Origin of the sequence: Streptomyces sp. NPDC005496, from assembly GCF_042872045.1 — a bacterium.
Classification (GTDB): Bacteria; Actinomycetota; Actinomycetes; order Streptomycetales; family Streptomycetaceae; genus Streptomyces.
Genome location: NZ_JBIAJQ010000003.1, coordinates 227,844 through 244,315 on the forward strand (window position 1 = coordinate 227,844; position 16,472 = coordinate 244,315).

A 16,472-nucleotide genomic window follows, 5' to 3' on the forward strand; every position below is an offset into this window, starting at 1 on the left:
TAGGGTGAGTGGCCAGACCCCGAACCCGTAATGTTGGGCACATGACGCGGTTGATCGTCGCAGCAGGAGGAGGGGGCGACGCAGTCGCCGCCGCAATGCTTGACGCCGCCTTGTACGGCGCCGACGACCAGGCGGTGATCCTCACCTACGCGTGGGACCGCCTGTTGGTCGACCCGATCCCAGGCCCCCGCAGCCCCGCCGACTTCACGGGACTCGAACCACTCACCCCGTCTGTCTGGTCGGTGCCGGCCGAAGCCCGCCCGATCCCTCCAGCAGGCTCCACACTCCCCCGGCTTGCGGCAGAGCTCCCGCACACCTTTGCCCTGATCGATCCGCATCACGGTGTCGAAGGCGTCACGCGCCAACTCGAAGAGCTGATAAGCCACTTGAGGCCGGACTCAATCGACCTCCTGGACGTGGGGGGTGACATCCTCGCGCGAGGCGATGAGCCCACGCTCAAGAGCCCGCTTGCCGACGCTCTGACTCTGGCCGCGATCTGCCAGGTGAACGCTCCCGTGCGGCTTCTGGTCGCAGGCCCCGGCCTGGACGGTGAAATTCCGCCCGCCGAGGTACGCAGCCTGCTTGGTCCCCTCGTCCACACCTTCACCGCGGAGGACACTGAGCCGGTCAGCGCAGTCCTGGAGTGGCACCCGTCCGAGGCAACCGGGATGCTCGCAGCGACAGCACGAGGGATACGCGGCGTCTGCGAAGTCCGGGATGCAGGGCTCCCCATCCCACTCACGGAAGCCGGCCCGACGGTCCACGAAGTCGACCTGGACGAAGCCCTGAACCGGAACGAGCTGGCCCGCGCCATTCTCTCGACCACCACCCTGGACGAGGTTGAAGCGCACAGCCGCGAGATCTGCGGCTACTCGGAGATCGACTACGAGCGCAACAAGGCCGCCTGGCTCAAGGACCAACCGACGGTGAAGCTTGATTCTGAGACCGTGCTGCCGCAGCTCGCCGAGTTCGAGAACGAGGCCCGAAGCCGCAGCGTCACCCACACGACGTTCCGCCGGCTCACCGAGGCTTTGGGTATCCCCGGCATCCAGCGCGAAGACCTCCGGGCACTGCTCATCCATAGGCGACCGGAGCGATACGCAGCGCCTCTCTGGGAGCTGTCAGCCGTTGAGGACGAGACGCAACCACGATGAGCGTCTTCAGGAGCGATCTCAGCCTGGATGCACAGGACGCCACCGGCACCGGGGCGGAAACCGACGTGGCCCTGAATCTGGCGACCGGCAACATCAGGTTGTCGATCCTCTGGACGCAAGACATCCAGCTCTCAGCCGACGACGCCGACCAGGTAGCCGCAGCCCTCCAGCGAGCAGCCGCGGAATCCCGAAGCCTCGCGATGACCAAGGAAGCTCAAGCCACCGAGGACCCGTCAGGCCCACCAGCAGCCTGAGTTACAACCTTCTTCACGGGTTCAAGGCGGCTCGCTTCGCTCCCCGCGCGCGGCCCGGCCCCCGGCCGGGCCTGCGCTCCTGTCTCCGCCCCGCTCCAGCCCGGCCGGCGCCCGCGCCGCGCTCAAGCAAATGAGCCGAGACCAGTGAGGCGGATACTCCACGGTGAACGGTTGAAGTCAGAGCGATGCCTCCGGCGAGGGATCGGCCGGCACCGGGATGGGAGCTGGGGTAAGTGGCGGGTGCGCGCAAGTCCTGCGGCGTCGCATCCCAAGAGACGCTGCCTTCGGCAGCTCTCCGCAACTCTGTGGCCACTGTCCTAGGTGGGACGTATCCTGATTCGTTCTGTTGAGATCAACTCCGCGACGGAGGCTGAACGTTGGCGAAGCTGGAGTACCTGCTGAAGCAGTTGGACACGCTACTCCCCGAGTGCGACTACCTGCTCAGCAGCGACACGTGGCTGACGGATGAGAAAGTCGGCGCGCAGGCTCGCGTCTACAGCAACCGACTCGAAGCGGTTATCGAGCGTATTTGCCTTCCTGAGTCGACCTACCGGAAGCAGCTCGACCTCTATCGCTCCATGCACTTGCGGCACAAATTCGCGGACATCCACGCCGTCGCAACTGCGCTTCGTGAAGATCTGCACGCAGGGTGGATCGACTCTGTGGTCGAACTCGTTCATGCTCAGACGTACAGCGACTATCTGGAAATGGCAGACGGTCTTCTTAATGTCGGCTACAAAGACCCGGCAGCCGTTATCGTCGGCACGTCGCTGGAGGTGCACTTACGCGCCCTCTGCGTGAAGCACGGCATCGACACGGAAGCAGCGCCAGGCAAGCCGAGGAAGGCAGATGTCCTAAACGCCGACCTCAAAAAGGCGGGCGTCTACGACGGCCTGCGGCAAAAACAGATCACGGCGTGGATGGACTTGCGGAACAAGGCGGCTCACGGCGACTACGCCAGTTACGACGAGCATCAGGTGCGAATGTTTATTGATGGGGTGCGCGACTTCATGTTGAAGAATCCGGCGTAGGAGTGTACGAGAGGGCCGACAATGAAACATGCGCAAAAACTGGTAGAGCAACTCAATTTCTTGATTAATTCGTCTACTGCCTACGCAGAAACCGATCTCTGGATCGTTCAGCGAGGGACGCAGGATGCCGTCGTGCTCTGCAATCGTCTCGAATCAGCGATCGAAAGAGCGTCTCTGCCGGGTTCCTCTTACGCGAAGCAGCTCGAAGGCGCTCGCGGTCTACCGCAACCGCATCGCTTCAACGGAGTGCGTCACATTGCGATGGGGTTGCGGGACGACCTGGTCGCCGGATGGGTCGAATCAGTCGTGGAGTTGGTGCACGCCGATACGCATGGCGACTATCTAGAGATGGCCGAGACGCTACTCGATGCTGGCTATAAGGATCCAGCGGCGGTCGTCGCGGGCACGTCCCTTGAGGTGCATGTACGGACCCTTTGCGTAAAGCACGGCGTAGACATCACCATGCCGAATGGAGCGCCGAAGAAGACGGACGTCATGCACGCCGATCTCAAGAAGGCTGGCATCTACGGCGCCCTAGAGCAGAAACAGATTACGGCGTGGATGGACCTGCGAAACAAGGCGGCTCACGGGGATTATGCTAGCTACGACAAGGGTCAGGTCGCATCGTTCATCCGCGGCGTTCACGCCTTCATGATGAAGCACTCGGCGTAGTCCAATAAGGAGGGGTACAACGATGGCGATCGAAGACATGGTGAAACAACTCGAAAAGCTGCTCGACGAGTCTGTCGAATTCTTGGAATCCGAGGGATCCGTGCCTGGCGAACATGTGAAAGCAGGGGTGTTGGCCAACCGCATCGAGACTGCAGTCACACGTTTGTCCACGAAAGACTCTGTTTACCGAGAACAGCTGAATAGAGGCTGCGGCAAGGCCGACGGATCCAGACTGATTCACAACGTCAAAGTTTTGATCACTCTGAAAGAGGACCTCCGCGCCGGGTGGACGGAGACAGTCGTCGAACTCGTCCACGCCGACACCTACAGCGACTTCCTACAGATGGCGGATGGTCTCCTCTCCAAGGGCTATAAGGATGCGGCAGCCGTCATCACGGGGACAGCCCTCGAAGTCCACGTGCGCGCCCTGTGCTCGAAGAACAACGTGACCACCGCGGTGGCCGGCAGGCCGAAGAAGGCGGACACCATGAATGCCGACCTCAAGAAGACTGGCGTGTACGACGGGTTTCAGCAGAAGGAGGTCACCACCTGGATGGCCCTCCGGAACAGCGCAGCGCATGGGGACTACGGTGACTACGACCACACCCAGGTGCGGCGCTTCCTCGACGGCGTGGAAGCGTTCATGAAGAAGTTCCCGGCGTAGGCGAGCCTAGTAGGTCAGTTGGTCTCGCGGCCTGAGCGGTGCGGGGTTGCGACGTCTCGTCGACAACCCCCACCGTTCTGGTCATGATTGGCCAATGCCCGAGTTCAATTAGCCGGACCGCTCCCAGGTGTCGGCCTCGGATGCCATTGACCGAAGCTGGCCAGCAACGGTCTCCGCGCTGCCTCTTGGATCTCACATAAGCGGACGATTCATCGGCCGACAGCCATTCGGTGTTTTCCTCCTGCTGGATGGCGTGCCTGATGCGGTCGACCTTGCCGAGATCACCGCCATGCCTCACTCGATGGAGCTGCCCGCCTTGGGCGCCACCGTCTCCGGCGAGGAGATCGGGCATACGGATCACAACCGTCAGGTGAAGATCCGCCTCGATGAACGGGACGTGCCTGGCTGACCGCTTCTTCCTGGGCGGCGCCACTGCGTGTCTAACTGAGTGACAACCGCGACGAACAACCGCGAACAACCATGGACGTCAGCAGACCATCAGCACAGGCAACGGGCACGGCAGCCCAAGGACAGCCAGCATCCCAAGTTGCTTCGGGACGAAGAGGTCATCACCCAAGGTCTCGCCCCCACGCTTCCGCCGGCGCAGCTTGCTCTGGTCGACGGCATAGCAGCGTGGCTGAGGCCGGTGGGGGTGCGGCGAGGCATACGCGTGCGTGGTCGGTCGGCGCACCCGCCGTCGTGGCTGGCTGTCGTCGGCTGAGGTTCGTGCCACTGCCGTGCCAGATGCAGAGGTCAGCCACGGTCAACGAGGGTGCCTCACGGTCGAGCCGCCACTAGCCCGACCAGGTATCGAAGCTCCAGGTCAGCGCCCACACTCACCCGCCTCTCTCCTAAAGCGGTGATGGCAGGCGCGAGGCTCCGATGGGAAGGTGCCATCTGGGTGGTTCGCTGAGCGAGCTTGATAGGGCTGCCGGCAGCGTGAGAGATTAGGGGTTGTCCGTCCAACCTGCCTTTGTCGGCGCGAGCCGTAAAAGTTGCTTGCTGGGTGGGTATACAAGCAAGAGGGCCCAGCTCCGGCGGCAACCAGAGCTGAGCCCTTACGAGCCCGGTCGTCTAGCATGCGGCCGGGCTCGCCGTTTGAGCAGCGCCCACGACCTCGATCCGACCGTCTCGCACGGGGCACTCACCTCAGAAGCTCTGGGCGAGCTGCCCCGCAAGCGCGACAAGCGCAACCAGAAGACTCAGCACCCCGAGGGCGACCTGCCACTTTTCAGGGCCGGACCACTCGGGCTCCTCGTTCGGGTCGGAACTCATCGCACCACCTCCCTTCACCTCCATGCGGGCCCTTAGTCAGCCCCGCTGGCGCTTGAACTCACTTTCCCCAGAAGAGAGTTCAGAGAGGTTCCGGTGAAGCGGTAGTTCATACTAGCGGTCGCCATTGGCGGCCCACGGGCTCGCTAGTATTTTTCGGAAGTTTGTTCGCTTTAGCTCAGGGCGTAGCATCCTCCGCCTGGGTGTCCTCGTTGAGAAGGCGCGCCAGATGACGGGCGAGCTGCTGCTGGTCGGCACCGGAAAGCTGCTGGTACCGGGCCCAGATGTCCTCAACGGTTGTGCGTGGACGCTCGCCAATAGTGATCCAAGTCAGCAGGCGGGTTCGATCGCGAATCGGCAGCGAGGATGCCTGAGCTGCAAGTTCTGAAACCCCACATCCACTGTCGCGGGCGGCTCTGCAGTCGCTGCACAGAACCGTGAAGTTCTCAAGGCTGTCGTCCCCACCCTTCGCCAGGGACGTGCGATGGGTGAGATACAGCCGGGAGCCAGAGGGGTGGCCGGCTGGCCGCCCGCACAGCTCGCACGCGAACTTGGCGCGCTCAAGTGCCGTCTGCCGGGACGCAGTGCTGACGGCCCGAGTTCTCTTCTTGCGCTCCACCGGATCCCAGACCCTGATGCCCGGCTTCACGAAGCGCTGCTCTGACTGCTCAAGGCTGGCGTCTTCTCGGCTGGTGTCGATTACCCATCCCCAGTCCCGAAGATCCCGGATGCGTCGATCGATCTGCGCGATGTCAGGGAAGGCTTCCCGTAGCTGGCTCTTGGTGAAGACGTTCCCCATGCCGATCACCTGCAACAGCCACAGTGCGCCTCGCACCAGTCCACCACTGCGATCGTCGCGCCAATCTGGAAAATCCTCCACGACGGTTGCATCCATGTCTCCTCCTCTCCAATTCCCCTGCCGCCAGTAGGCCACTCTATACCATGGCAGAGACCGGCAGGGACCGGCAGAGGGGTGGCAGGTGGGTGGCAGAGGAGCAGGGATAAGATAGCGGTACATCTCTCGTGAAAGCGGCGCTTCCGGCAAAAACGCCACACTCGGAACCCGCGACGCGCGCAGCCCCGGTGGGTGTCTAACTGCGTACCAACGCTGACGAATAACGGCGAACGATCACAGACGTCTGCGGACCATCAGCGCAGGTGACAGGTACTTCAGACAAGGAAGCACCCATACGCAAGTCGCTTTGAGGCGGAGAGGTCATGAGCTAAAGGCCCTCACGCTCGACCAGTGACCCATCGGGGCTCAGTGTGTAGCAACGTGACGGAGCCACGCCTTCCACAATTCCGCCCAGCTCTCCTTCGGCCTGGGCAGGGGCGGGCTCGCGAAGGTCCCGCACGTGGAATCCGTGAAGCTAGATGGCGTCTGTGTCGACGTCATCAGGCTCCGGCCAGCTCTCCTGGGTGAAGCCGCAGAGCGCCCGCAACGCGACTTCACCCAACTCCGCTCCGCTCGCCTAGGCAGGGCGGTCGCCATGTGCACGGCCAGTTCCCGCTTCTCCTGCAGTGCGCGAGGCATCTCCAAGCCGCCCCAGGTATCTCAACGGCCGGCACGTTATGCCTCGCGACGCTGGTGGGCGGTGCTCACGAGATCACTTACGCGAGGCAACTCCCTTCGGTAACATGCTCCGAACGGGGGATTTCGGCTGGTGTGGGACAAGCAGCAACACAGCCACCACACAAGGCCCGAGAGGTCCTGTCACATGCCACTCCGCGGAGCGCACAGACGAATCGACCGCACAGGACTCACCGGGTACGGAGCGTAAAGATGGATTTCGAGGTCGCTGCTCCCGATCCTGCTGGCATGGTGGCGTCGCTCAGTTCGCTCGGCTACTCGCTTCCCGCCGCCGTCGCAGACCTTGTGGACAACAGCGTCTCTGCAGAGGCCAAGAACATTGACGTCGCCTTCACGTGGGACGGCCAGAGTTCGTGGATCGCAGTGATGGACGATGGCAAAGGCATGACGGAGCCTGAGCTGGTGACCGCCATGACGGTGGCGGCCCGCGGCCCGTCCACCGAGCGGAGTACCACGGATCTCGGACGTTTCGGTGTGGGGTTAAAGTCCGCTTCCTTCTCCCAGTGCCGCAAACTCACCGTCGCCACAGCCAAAGACGGAACCTGGCACATCCGGACCTGGGACCTCGGCGTCGTGGAGCACTGCAAGGAGTGGCGGCTCCTCCGCGACCCCGGCGACACGACCACCACCCTCCTGCGTCGGATCATGGGAAGCATGCAGCACGGGACCGTCGTCCTGTGGGAGCAGCTCTCTGGCTACCACAACACTGACGTGACCAGGGAAGACGAAAAGACCCAGGCTCAGTTCTATGCGGAGGCGGAACGTACCGAAGCCCATCTCTCGATGGTCTTCGCCCGCTTCCTGATGCGTCCGGCCCGGTGTCGGATCCGGGTGCGCGGCTCCGACCTCTCCCCATGGGACCCGTTCCTCTCCACGCACCCGTCGGTGCAACGGATCCCTAGGGAGCCTCTGCCTCTGGGATCGGGGTCGGTGCGCGTGGAGCCCTTTGTCCTCCCTACGGCACAGCGTCTATCGGAGGCCGAGTACGAGTCAGCTGCTGGGCAGAGGGGATGGCTGGGACAGCAGGGGTTCTACGTCTACCGGCGTGACCGCCTGATCCTTGCCGGTGACTGGTTGGGGATCCGCGGCTTGCGGCGCGAGGAGAAGTACAACCTGGCGCGAATCGCGGTGGACATCCCTGCGGAGGCCGACGTCGACTGGCGCGTGGACGTGCGCAAGGCAAGCGTGGTTCCCCCCGTCTCCCTGCGTCGTCACTTGGAGAGGATTGCCAGGTACACCCGCGAGGCTGCCTCCCGTTCCGCACGGCAGCGGGGTCAGGTGGTGTCGCGGGTGCACGGTGACCCCCTGAAGTTCGCCTGGAGCGTGAAGCGCAACGACGGCCGGATCACTCTGCGCATCAACAGAAAACACCCCTTGGTGAAGGCAGCGATGGACGGTCAGGGCGGCAATCCGGACGTCGTCCGCTCGTTGATCCGCCTCCTTGAGGAGACAGTCCCAGTCACAGCACTCCGCATGCTTCACGAGACCGACACGGTCGACGACCCCGAACCCTTCGGCGGTCCCGGGCCAGCCGCTACGGAGACCGTCGACATCGCCCGCCAAGTGTACGAAGCGCTCCTTGGGCAGGGCCGCTCGCCTGAGGACGCTCGGGAAGTACTCAGCTCCATGCCTCCCTTCGACGAGCAGCAAGGTTTCTGGAACTCCTGACCCACTTGGTCCCCACTCCCAATCGGCCCAGCCTCAGGAGGTCGCTGTGAGCACCACCCCCGAAGACAGCCTCGAGAAGGCCGAGCAGACCGCGGTGATGCTCTTGCCAGGTGACCGCCAGGCAACGCCGGCCGAGGTGGACTTCGCCGTGAACACTGCGGTCAGCATCCTCGCTGCCCAGGGGATCACCGTGGAGCGGGGCCAGGTGCGGAAGGTACTCGAGGCCCGGGCCTCCGTGTTCCAGGCTGATTCCTCCGCGATGAAGGACGACGAGGGACACCTGCCCTGGCTTGCTGACGCGAAGGCCGACCGGAAGTGGGATTTCTGGGACCGTTACCGGCGCTACCTCCTGAGCGTCGCCAAGCTACCGCCGCAGGTCGTGCGTCGACTCGACCAGAGCACCGACGACGTTCTCGGTGAGCTGGAAGACCCCCAGCGGGACGGCACTTGGCGCCGGACCGGGCTCGTGATCGGGCAAGTCCAGTCCGGCAAGACGGGGCAGTTCATCGGGCTCGCCGCCAAGGCAGCCGACGCCGGCTACCGGCTCATTGTGGTGTTCGCCGGAATCCACAACGACCTGCGCAGTCAGACTCAGCTCCGTATTGACGAAGGGCTCCTCGGGTTCGACACCCAGTACCAGTTCCGCTCGGACGACGACGCACATCGTCATATCGGTGTTGGCGCGATGTCACATGGCAAGCGTTTGAAGGCCGCGTCGCTCACCACCAGTCATGAGAAGGGGGATTTCGCCCGGAAGACAGCGGTCTCCGCGAACGTGCCGGTGGGCAGTGTCCCGGTGGTCCTCGTGGTCAAGAAGAACCGTCGGATCATCGACAACCTGCGGGACTGGGTGATCGACAACCACGGTGTGGAGGACCCGGAGACCGGCCGGATGGTCGTTCCCGACCTCCCCTTGTTCGTCATTGACGACGAGGCGGACAACGCCGGGGTGAACACCTCCAAGGACCCCGACACCAACCCGTCGGCGATCAACAAGGCCATCAGGCGGTTGGTCAACAGCTTCACGAAGGCCTCCTACGTCGGCTACACCGCGACCCCCTTCGCGAACATCTACATCAATCCCGGCACCGAGCATGACGAGCTGGGCCCCGACCTTTTCCCGGAGAGCTTCATCCGCACACTGCGTGCACCGTCCAACTACCTTGGTCCCGAGCGTCTCTTCGGTCTGCAGACCGACGGCGACGAGGAGGACATCGAGCCGCTGCCGCTCATAAAGCACATCAAGGACACGGACCTCTGGGTGCCCGACAAGCACAAGTCTTACCACCGGGTTCCCGACTTCCTGCCCGAGTCGCTGCAGCGCGCCATCCGGTCCTTCGCCCTGACCTGCGCGGCACGTCGAGCACGGGGGCAGGTCGCGGTCCACAACTCCATGCTGGTGCACGTCACCCGCTTCACCGCTGTGCAGCAGCAGGTCCGCGATCAGATCGACGCCCATGTACGCCTACTCTTTGACGTTCTCCAGGATCGGTTTAGCAGTGCCCGCGAAGAACTCGAGGAAGAACTGCGCCAGCTGTGGGATGAGGACTTCGTCCCCTGCACCGAGGACATGAACGGGGACAGGCTCGACTGGGAGGACGTCGAACTCCACCTCCACGCCGCCCTCGCGAAGGTCACCGTGATGGCTGTCAACGGTGCAGCAAAGGACGCCCTCCAGTACTACGAGCGCCGCGAGACCGGCCTGTCGGTCATCGCCGTCGGCGGCGAGAAACTCTCTCGCGGTTTGACCCTCGAAGGGCTGTCGGTCAGCTACTACCTGCGTGCCTCCAAGACGTACGACACGCTGCTTCAGATGGGCCGTTGGTTCGGCTACCGCCCCCGTTACGAGGACCTGTGTCGGCTGTACACAACCCGTACGCTGCAGCGCCAGTACGCGGAGATCACAGCAGCGACCGACGAACTCCGGCGTGACGTTGAGGAGATGTCCGCGGTGGGACTCACCCCCCGCGAGTATGGCCTCAAGGTCAGGACCTCGTCACTCGGCCTCGGCATCACGGCCTCCAACAAGATGAGGCAGGGCACGCGTGTGCGCCTGAGCTACTCCGGTGAACTTCCCGAGACGACCATCTTCGATCTTTCCGAGAAGACGGTTCGTAACAACTACGAGCTCCTTGAGTCGTTCGTCGCGCGCCTCGACGCGCTCTCCTCCGGGAAGGTGGACAAGCGAAGCGGGAGCATCACCTGGAGCGGCGTCTCCGCCTCGGACGTCACCGAGGGGTTCCTCGACTTCTACCTCACCGACCGGCAGGCCCAGCGGGTGCGGCCAGCCTTCATCGCGGAGTACGTACGCCAGTGCGCCAAGCAAGGTGAGCTGGGCAACTGGACGATCCGCCTCGCCAGCCGACTGCCCGGTGGAAAGAAGGTCGGGATTGCAGGTCATTCCGTCGGCCTCATCACCCGCGGCCACTCCAAGGCTTCGGATATTGTTCGCGGCCGCTACACGATCAAACGCGTACTCAGCCCCACCGACGAACTCTGTGACCTGACCGACGAGCAGAAAAAGCGTGCGCGGGAGGCCACGAAAGAGGCCGCGAAGGGAAAGCTCAACAGGAAGGGCGAAGCGCTCGACCCCGATACCCCACGCGGTCGGCCACTCCGTCACCAGCGCCGGCCTGACCAGCCTTTGCTTCTGTTGTATCCACTCAGCCCGGCCGAGGTGGCCAAGTCTCCGGAGGCCCCGGAGCCAGCCGCTCCCGGGAACCCCGAACAGGCCGCTCCGGTGAACCCCGAGCCTCCCGCTCCGCTGGTCGGGTTCGCGATCAGCTTCCCGTTCTCCCACCAACAATTGAAGACCGAGTACGTGGTAAACGACATCTGGTTCAAGCAGGACATGGAGTTCGACGACTTCGAGGACGAAGAGTGATCGACGAGAGCGTGTGGCAGGAGCTGGAGGCCCACCAACAGACCCCGGGCAGGTCCACCCGCCGGCTCCACGCCGACTCCCCGCACGACATCCACGTATCGGTGACGCATCCCGCCCTCCGGCGGATGCTGCTGCTCGGCACCGACGCTAGGACCGCTGACACCGTACGCCAGGAAATCCAGGAGCTGCCAGCCACCCGTGGTCTGCAGCTGAACCTGTCGTCGGTGTCAGGCAACCACTACGAGCTCCAGGTCATGCTCACCGACGACGAACTCACGGAGGTGTTCACCCCTCTCGTCTCCGACATCGCAGAGGTGGTGCGGGACGCACCGACAACCGAGACGGCGGCAGAGGCGGCAGTTCGCCGCTACGTCCGATGGCAGCAGCTCCTACGCTCCGTGTCACGTGAAGGCCTGTCCCGACAGGCCCGGTGCGGCCTCTTCGGCGAACTCCACTTCCTCCTTGAGTACGTACTGCCGACTGTCGACCAGCGCACAGCTGTCAGCTCCTGGACCGGACCGCGGCAGACAAACCAGGACTTCCAACTGCCCGGTGCCGCGGTCGAGGTGAAGGCGACAACGGCCCGTTCTCCCCAGACAGTCCAGATCGCGAGCGAGCGGCAGTTGGACACGGCCGACTCGACGCCCCTCGCCCTAGCCCACGTAATCCTCGACGACCGGCAGCGGGGTCTCGGTATGAGTCTGAACACCTTGGTGGACGAAATACGCGCCCTTCTGACCTCACCGTCCGCTTCCCAGCGCTTCGAGAGCTTGCTGGTCCAGGCCGGCTATCTGCCGAACCAGCGTGACCTCTACGATCACGATCGCTACACCCTGCGCCGCAGTGAGTTCTGGACTGTAGGGAAGGGGTTCCCCCGGATCACCGAGGCCCAACTGCCGCCCGGAGTCGGCAATTGCACCTACACAATCGACGTGTCGGCCTTGGCCGCCCACAGTGTGTCCGCCGAGACAGTGCTTGACCTGATCCGAGGAACCCATGGCTGAGCACGATCTCTACGAGTACTCCAGCGCGCTGGTTGCAGACATCCAGGCGCTGACGGACGCCGCCGACGGATCGAACCCGAACACCTTCACCCAGTACGTGTTCGAGATCCTCGAGGAAGCTGGGGTCTCCAGCGACGCAGCACTCGCCTACTACTCCTCCCGGGGACTGGAAATCTACGGCTATGGCCTGCCCGGGGACGGGTCCAGCCTCGACCTCTACACCACGGACTTCAGCCTGACCCCGTTGAGTAGCAAGCTGACGAAGGCCGAGTCCGACGGGCTCTTCCGCAGGCTGTTCGCGTTCCTAGGGAAGCACGGGGCTATCCGTCCCAATCAGGTGGACGACACCAACGTGCACGACATGTGCGTCGGAGCGGAAAAGGCATTGTCAAACGTTCCGAAGATCCGCCTCTTCGCCCTGAGTAACCGCGTTAGCACGACGAGCGCCCCGGAGCCCACGGAATTCCAGGGAATCCCCGTCTCCTACGAGCTCTGGGACCTCGCGCGGCTCCACAGGCACGAGACCTCCGGGAGCATCGGCGAGCCCATCAAGGTCACCTTCGCGCATCCCCTTCCCTGCCTGGCGGCTCACAGCGAGGAGCCGAACTACTCGGTCGTCCTAACCGTGATTCCGGGTCGGCAGTTGGCCGAGTTGTACAAGGAGCACCGGACCCGGCTGCTCGAACTCAACGTCCGGTCATTCCTCCAAGCCCGCGGTGCCGTCAACAAAGGCATCCGCGAGACTCTGCTGAACGCGCCGGGCAAGTTCCTCGCCTACAACAACGGTGTGACGGCCACCGCTTCGGACGTGGACTTCGAGACCGACGAGGCCGGCAGCCCCGTCGCCATCAGGAGCATGACCGGCCTCCAGATCGTCAACGGCGGCCAGACCACCGCCTCGCTGCACCACGTCCTGACCCGTGACAGGAAGGACCTGGATGGGGTCCAGGTCCAGATGAAGCTCACGATCGTCGATCCCGCGTACTTGTCCGAGATCGTTCCGAAGATCTCCCAGTATTCCAATACCCAAAACAAGGTGACGCTGGTCGACTTCAGTTCGAACCACGAGTTCCACGTCGCCTTCGAGCGTGTCTCCCGCAGCCTGTGGGCTCCTGCTGCCGACGGCAGCGGCCAGGAGACGCGATGGTTCTACGAGCGGGCCCGAGGCCAGTACACCGACAAGTCCGCCGAGTACGAGACCCGCGCGGCCCAGCGGAAGTTCAAGCTGATCACGCCGACGCGGCAGAGATTGAGTAAGTCCGACCTGGCCACCTTCGTGCACTCCTGGGAACAGCTCCCGTACTGGGTGAGCCGCGGCGCCCAGAAGAACTTCGCCCACTTCATGGAGCGGATCGAGAAGTCTGATCCGGTCGTGGACGTGCAGTACTGTAAGCGCGCCATAGCCACCGCCCTCCTCTTCCAGGCTGCCGACCGGATCGCCCGTACACACTCCGCTGGCAGCCACAAACGGCTGATCACGACCTATATGGTCGCCCGGCTCTCGCTCGCCGCCGAGAAGCGGATCGACCTCGACAGGATCTGGAATGAGCAGGGCACCACGGACGCCCTGAGGGACGCCCTCGACGAACTCTGTCCCCTGATCATGGAGACGGTGATCTCCGCCGACCGGCACGTGTCGGAGTGGGCGAAGAAGCCCGACTGCTGGGACGAGGTGTCCCGCATCCCGTGGACACTCCCCGATGTACTGGCCGCCGAGCTCACGGCCGAGCCCTTCGAGATCGCCTCCCCCGAGGGCACAGAGGCCGACGAGGCCGAAGCCGCCGTCGAGGACATTCCCAGCGAGGAGTGGCAGGCTCTCGCAGACTGGGCACGCGAAGGTCGGGTCCTGCGCGCCGTGGACAGGCAGGTCGCCGACCGTGTCGCGCAGCGTCTGTCCCAGGGGCGACGAGTCACCGGGGCCCAAGCCCGACAGGCGATGGAGGCCTACGAAGAGGCCCTGCGGCATGGATTCCACCCCGTGCCCGTCGACCACGAAACGGCGTGAGCGCGGCAGTCCCGGGACAGGCTGGGACTGCCGTTACACAGACGCCGGATGGACCGTGGTGCGCATCTGGGGATGCGAAGTTAGGGCTGACGCAAAGCCACAGCGTCCCCGTTCTCCTGAGAGAACACTGTCAGCCTGCAGTCAGCGCCGCATCGAAGGTGGCTGCGCTTCCTGCGTCTTCCTGCGGGCGGGTCGGGCAGTAGTCGCTCAGCGGGCAGCTTCCGCAAACGGGCTGCTTGTCCCGACACAGGTTCTCACCGATGAACCTGATGGCGGCCATGCGCACAGGCGCGTCACGGCCGGCGCCGAGAAGCTTGACGAGGTTGAGCCGCCCTTCGGTCAGTCGGTTGGTCAGGTGTGACTGGTTCTGCTGCACCCTCGCAGCCACACGCAACGCACTCTGGGTGACCAGCATGATGTCGCCGCCAGCCAACAGCCTGAACAATGCGAGCTCAGCTGGCTTGAGCCCCATCACGTTGCTGTAGTCAAGGACCGAGTCCGCATTCGCCCAAACCTCGGCCTTGTCAACAACAGGACCGAGTCGCGCTTCCAGCCGCTTGCGGACTGCTGCCGTCGGCGCCTCGTTCAGGAGTTCGAGGTAGACGTCCTGAGTCAGTTCCTTGTGTCCAGCGACATCGTCCATCACGTTAGCGAGCTGCCTCGGGTGCAACTTGCTTCCCGCAAGCACCGCCATGACGAGAGCCCCGAGCGGCTTCATCTTCCGGCCGCTGGGGAACTGGTACCACTGCTTACCGGCGCGCTGCTCCTTGGCCCACCGGGTGAGCTCTTCACGTACCTTCGGCCACTTGTCCGCGGCCTCGTCCCCCGCAGGGACATCTTGCGGCAGGAGGACTCGGGCTGCGGCTTCACCCAGCAGCGGGGGAACGGCATTGCCGATCTGCCGGAAGGCGTCACTTCGAGTACCCGCAAACCGAAAGCGGTCCGGGAACGTCTGAATCCTGGCAGCTTCACGCACGGTCAGCGTTCGTGGCTCTTCAGGATGGATGTACCAGTAGCCGTCCTTGGCGATGTGCGCAGTGATGGTGCGGCTCAACTCGTTCCAGTCGAGCTTCTTGTACTTGTCCGTGAACTGCTCCGCGTCGTACCTCTGGAATTCCTTCTCATCGTCTCCCAGCTTCTCGTCAAGCTCGGAGTAGAGGGTTTTGGAATCCATGATGGTGAAGATTTTGAAGTCGTCAGTACGGACCCGCCGCGTCATGTGGTCATGGATTACACCTGCATGTGCTTTCCTACGCATCTCCATAACGAAGGGAGAAGGCCTCGGCTCCAGCTTCTCGTCGTAGTCGAGAACTCGGGCGCCTACCGGCTCCAAAGCCTTGGGATTGAGAGCGGGAAGGTCGCCAATAGCATCGTGAAGCGTGGTCTGCTTCGTCGGCTTACCCCACGGGAAGCTGCCACCATCTCTACGTGCAAGAAGGATCAGACGCTTCCTGTGCTGCGGAACGCGATAGTTCCATGCGTCGACGAGACGCACTTGAGTTACGTACCCGAGGCTCTCAAGCTTTGCTTCGATGATGCGGATTACACTGAAATCATCGCCGAGCCCCATGTCCGGGACGTTCTCCATAAGGACGGCACGCGGAAGGAGCCGCTCCACCACATCGACATAAGCACGCCACAGTTCCTTGCGGATATCGTGTGGGTCACGGCTGTGGTATTCGACCAAGTGCCGGATCTTGCTGCGTCCGGCGCGACTGAACGGCTGACAGGGAGGGCCTCCCGCCACGATGTCGATCTCGGCTCCGGAGTCAACGATTCGCCGGACGAACTCACTTCGCTGTTCATCGTCTCCGAGGTCGAGGCAAAGAGACATTCCCGGGAAGTTCGCTGCATGAGTCTCGCGAGCCCGCTCATCGAAGTCCACGGCTGCGGCAGTGGTCCAGCCAGCCCGCTCGAGGCCGAGGCTCAGCCCACCAGCGCCCGAGAAGAGGTCAACAGCCAGACGTTTACCTTTTCCGAAACCGGACTGGACCCATTTCCTGAACTCTTCCGGTTCACAGTGATGCCTGTGCTGTTCCAGCTTGAGGTAGTCGCTCCGCTCCAAGGGCACGCCATATGTGTTTTTCGCCCCCTCTTCCTTCGCCACGACCCAACCTCCGTACCTACCGACCTGAACGAGCTCCAGGAGATCACGCACGACACTGCGGAGGCAAGGCTTCCGGCCGGTCCGCGCCGCTGTGAAGCCCCGAGTGTTACACGGGTGACCTGCCCGGCGAACACCGCGGTTCACTCACCGTTCCACGGGGGTAACT

General features: G+C 63.5%; 13 protein-coding genes. 10 read left to right on the forward strand and 3 right to left on the reverse strand.

Going from position 1 to position 16,472, the window contains the following annotated elements; genetic code table 11:
* Nucleotides 1–41 precede the first annotated feature (41 nt).
* The 6 genes from ACFYQQ_RS09715 (at nucleotide 42) to ACFYQQ_RS09740 (ending at nucleotide 4,184) form a co-directional block, all read left to right on the forward strand.
* Nucleotides 42–1,154, forward strand: a complete 1,113-nt coding sequence (locus ACFYQQ_RS09715) for a DUF1152 domain-containing protein (RefSeq protein ID WP_355784172.1) — start codon at nucleotides 42–44, stop codon at nucleotides 1,152–1,154.
* The gene (locus ACFYQQ_RS09720) at nucleotides 1,151–1,408 is read left to right on the forward strand and encodes a hypothetical protein (RefSeq protein ID WP_355784175.1); all 258 of its coding nucleotides are present in this window, start codon (nucleotides 1,151–1,153) and stop codon (nucleotides 1,406–1,408) included. The genes ACFYQQ_RS09715 and ACFYQQ_RS09720 overlap by 4 nt, the downstream gene beginning before the upstream one ends.
* Nucleotides 1,409–1,785: 377 nt before the next feature.
* On the forward strand, nucleotides 1,786–2,439 hold the full coding sequence (locus ACFYQQ_RS09725) for a hypothetical protein (protein WP_355786119.1): 654 nt from the start codon (nucleotides 1,786–1,788) through the stop codon (nucleotides 2,437–2,439).
* Nucleotides 2,440–2,460: 21 nt separating this feature from the next.
* Nucleotides 2,461–3,111 carry a hypothetical protein gene (locus ACFYQQ_RS09730; RefSeq protein WP_355786121.1) on the forward strand — a complete coding sequence of 217 codons (651 nt, stop codon included), beginning with the start codon at nucleotides 2,461–2,463 and terminating at the stop codon, nucleotides 3,109–3,111.
* A 22-nt stretch (nucleotides 3,112–3,133) separates the two neighbouring features.
* Entirely contained in the window at nucleotides 3,134–3,775 is a 642-nt protein-coding gene (locus tag ACFYQQ_RS09735; protein WP_355786124.1) for a hypothetical protein, read from the forward strand.
* A 253-nt stretch (nucleotides 3,776–4,028) separates the two neighbouring features.
* On the forward strand, nucleotides 4,029–4,184 hold the full coding sequence (locus ACFYQQ_RS09740; protein ID WP_355786127.1) for a hypothetical protein: 156 nt from the start codon (nucleotides 4,029–4,031) through the stop codon (nucleotides 4,182–4,184).
* A gap of 740 nt (nucleotides 4,185–4,924) precedes the next feature.
* Here the strand turns inward: ACFYQQ_RS09740 and ACFYQQ_RS09745 are convergent.
* Together ACFYQQ_RS09745 and ACFYQQ_RS09750 are read right to left on the reverse strand one after the other, a co-directional pair.
* On the reverse strand, nucleotides 4,925–5,050 hold the full coding sequence (locus tag ACFYQQ_RS09745; protein ID WP_355786130.1) for a hypothetical protein: 126 nt from the start codon (nucleotides 5,048–5,050) through the stop codon (nucleotides 4,925–4,927).
* 175 nt (nucleotides 5,051–5,225) lie between these two features.
* Nucleotides 5,226–5,942 (reverse strand): hypothetical protein, encoded by a 717-nt coding sequence (locus ACFYQQ_RS09750; protein ID WP_355786133.1) that lies wholly within the window; start codon nucleotides 5,940–5,942, stop codon nucleotides 5,226–5,228.
* Between the two features lie 888 nt (nucleotides 5,943–6,830).
* Between ACFYQQ_RS09750 and ACFYQQ_RS09755 the strand changes: the two genes are divergently transcribed.
* Genes ACFYQQ_RS09755 through ACFYQQ_RS09770 form a run of 4 tightly spaced genes read left to right on the forward strand, consistent with a single transcriptional unit; the run spans nucleotide 6,831 to nucleotide 14,199 of the window.
* On the forward strand, nucleotides 6,831–8,306 hold the full coding sequence (locus ACFYQQ_RS09755; protein WP_355786135.1) for an ATP-binding protein: 1,476 nt from the start codon (nucleotides 6,831–6,833) through the stop codon (nucleotides 8,304–8,306).
* 46 nt (nucleotides 8,307–8,352) lie between these two features.
* Entirely contained in the window at nucleotides 8,353–11,190 is a 2,838-nt protein-coding gene (locus ACFYQQ_RS09760; RefSeq protein ID WP_388904131.1) for a Z1 domain-containing protein, read from the forward strand.
* Nucleotides 11,187–12,194, forward strand: coding sequence for a PD-(D/E)XK motif protein (locus ACFYQQ_RS09765; RefSeq protein WP_355788229.1), 1,008 nt, complete (start codon nucleotides 11,187–11,189; stop codon nucleotides 12,192–12,194). The genes ACFYQQ_RS09760 and ACFYQQ_RS09765 overlap by 4 nt, the downstream gene beginning before the upstream one ends.
* Entirely contained in the window at nucleotides 12,187–14,199 is a 2,013-nt protein-coding gene (locus tag ACFYQQ_RS09770) for an AIPR family protein (protein ID WP_355788226.1), read from the forward strand. Before ACFYQQ_RS09765 ends, ACFYQQ_RS09770 begins: the two co-directional genes overlap by 8 nt.
* Nucleotides 14,200–14,329: 130 nt before the next feature.
* Here the strand turns inward: ACFYQQ_RS09770 and ACFYQQ_RS09775 are convergent, their stop codons facing one another.
* On the reverse strand, nucleotides 14,330–16,306 hold the full coding sequence (locus ACFYQQ_RS09775; RefSeq protein ID WP_388904133.1) for a DNA cytosine methyltransferase: 1,977 nt from the start codon (nucleotides 16,304–16,306) through the stop codon (nucleotides 14,330–14,332).
* Between the last annotated feature and the right edge of the window lie 166 nt (nucleotides 16,307–16,472).